At 74.8% G+C, this 1,866-nt stretch carries 2 protein-coding genes; one reads left to right on the top strand and one right to left on the bottom strand.

Annotated features, from left to right (window positions below; translation table 11 throughout):
* Nucleotides 1–785: helix-turn-helix domain-containing protein (locus H5J30_RS30505; protein ID WP_181790679.1), on the bottom strand; the 785-nt coding region annotated here is incomplete at its 3' end.
* A 90-nt stretch (nucleotides 786–875) separates the two neighbouring features.
* Here H5J30_RS30505 and H5J30_RS30500 point away from each other — a divergent pair.
* On the top strand, nucleotides 876–1,775 hold the full coding sequence (locus tag H5J30_RS30500; protein ID WP_181790677.1) for an alpha/beta hydrolase: 900 nt from the start codon (nucleotides 876–878) through the stop codon (nucleotides 1,773–1,775).
* The last annotated feature ends 91 nt before the right edge of the window (nucleotides 1,776–1,866 follow it).

Raw genomic sequence — 1,866 nt, 5'->3', positions numbered from 1 at the left:
TCGTGCGAGGACGTGCCGGGTGCGGCGGTGAGCGTGACGAGCTGCTGGTCCGGATCGCCGGTGTCGGTCAGGGTGGACCAGTCGAGGACGAGTTCGCCGACCGCCGGGTGGCGCAGCGCCTTGGCGCCCGCGGTCCGTACGGCCACCCGGTGGCCGCCCCACCAGGCCCGGAAGTCCGGGTCCCGCACCGACAACTCCCCCACCAGCGCCGCCAGGCGCGGATCCGCCGGATCGCGGGCCGCCTCCATCCGCAACTGCGCCACGCAGGCGCGCGCCGCCCGGTGCCAGTCGGTGTACAGGGCCCGTACCGCGGGGTCGCAGAAGACGAGGCGTACGAAGTTGCGCTCGTGCCGCGGAAGGCGCGCGAAGTCGGTGAAGAGTGCGGCGGCGAGCGGGTTCCACGCCAGGATGTCGGTGCACCTGCCGATGACGAGGGCCGGGGTGCGGGTGAGGTCGTCGAGCAGGCGCCGCAGCTGCGGCTGGACCCGCTGGGCGGGCGGCCGGCGCGGCCGGCCGGCGTCCTTGCCCGACAGCTCGAAGAGGTAGGCGCGCTCGTCCCCGCTGAGCCGCAGCGCGCGTGCGAGGGCGTCGAGCACCGGCCCGGATGCCCGGCGGCGCCCCTGTTCCAGGCGGGTGTAGTAGTCGGGGCTGATCGAGGCCAGCAGGGCGACCTCCTCCCGGCGCAGGCCCGGGACCCGCCGCCGTCCGCCGCCGGCGAACCCGGCCGCCGCGGGAGTCAGCTCCCTGCGCCGGGCCTTGAGGAAGTCACCGAGTTCGCTGCCCATGCGCGCAAGTCTCGCACCGCGGGCGGGGCCGGTGAGGGGGCCGGTTCCGTCCCCTTATCCCGGCGTACGGCACCTGCGACCGTCGGGGGCATGAAGACCGACGTCAGCTTCCCCAGCAGCAGTCTCACGCTCGCCGGCATCCTGTTCCTGCCGGACGCCCCCGCCGCCGGGCCGCTCCCGGCCGTCGTCGTCGGCCACCCGGGCGGGGGCGTGAAGGAGCAGACCGCGAGCGTCTACGCCGAGCGCCTGGCCCGCGAAGGCTTCGCCGCGCTGGTCTTCGACGCGGCGTACCAGGGCGAGAGCGAAGGCGAGCCCCGCGGCCTGGAGGACCCCTTCCAGCGCGCCGAGGACATCAAGTCCGCCGTGAGCTTCCTGGCCGCGCGCGACGGGATCGACGCGGACCGGATCGGTGCGCTGGGCATCTGCGCCGCGGGCGGCTACGTGCCGTACGCGGCCCAGACCGATCTGCGCATCAGGGCCGTCGCCACGGTCAGCGCGACGGACATGGGGTCGGTGATGCGCGACGGCCTGGGCCCGGACCGTACGCGGGACCCGCGGAGGCTGCGCTCGGTGCTCGGGCTCGCGAACGCCGCACGCACCGCGGAGGCGCGCGGCGAGGGCATACCCCGGCAGGAATGGATCACGGAGGCCGTGGACGCCGAGACGTACGAGTACTACCGCACCCCGCGCGGCCACCACCCGCGCGCGGTCCTGCCGTGGCCGGTACGCAGCCTCGACACGCTGGTCCAGTACGACTCGTACGCCCTGATCCGCCTCCTCTCGCCCCGCCCGCTCCTGATGATCATCGGTTCCGGGGCGAACACGGCGTACTTCAGCCGCGAAGCCGTCGAGAGGGCGGCCGAGCCGAAGGAACTCTTCGTCGTGGAGGGCGGCACCCACGTCTCCCTCTACGACAAGGACGAGCACGTCACCCCGGCAGTCGCCCGGCTCACCGCCTTCTTCGCGGCCCACCTGGCGCAGGAGGACTGAGGAGGGCGAAACCGGCGGGCGGCGGGAGGCGGCGGAACCGGCCGGCTTGAGGGCCCGCCCGCGCCGGGAGGAGGTCGCCCTGCTGGCCTCG

It is taken from the genome of Streptomyces phytophilus, from assembly GCF_013870535.1.
Taxonomy (GTDB): Bacteria; Actinomycetota; Actinomycetes; order Streptomycetales; family Streptomycetaceae; genus Streptomyces; species Streptomyces phytophilus.
This window is presented reverse-complemented; position numbering and strand designations above follow the sequence as displayed.

Coding starts and splice junctions, on each gene's coding strand:
- H5J30_RS30500 (WP_181790677.1), top strand. CDS start 876: ATGAAGACCGACGTCAGCTTCCCCAGCAGCAGTCTCACGCTCGCCGGC.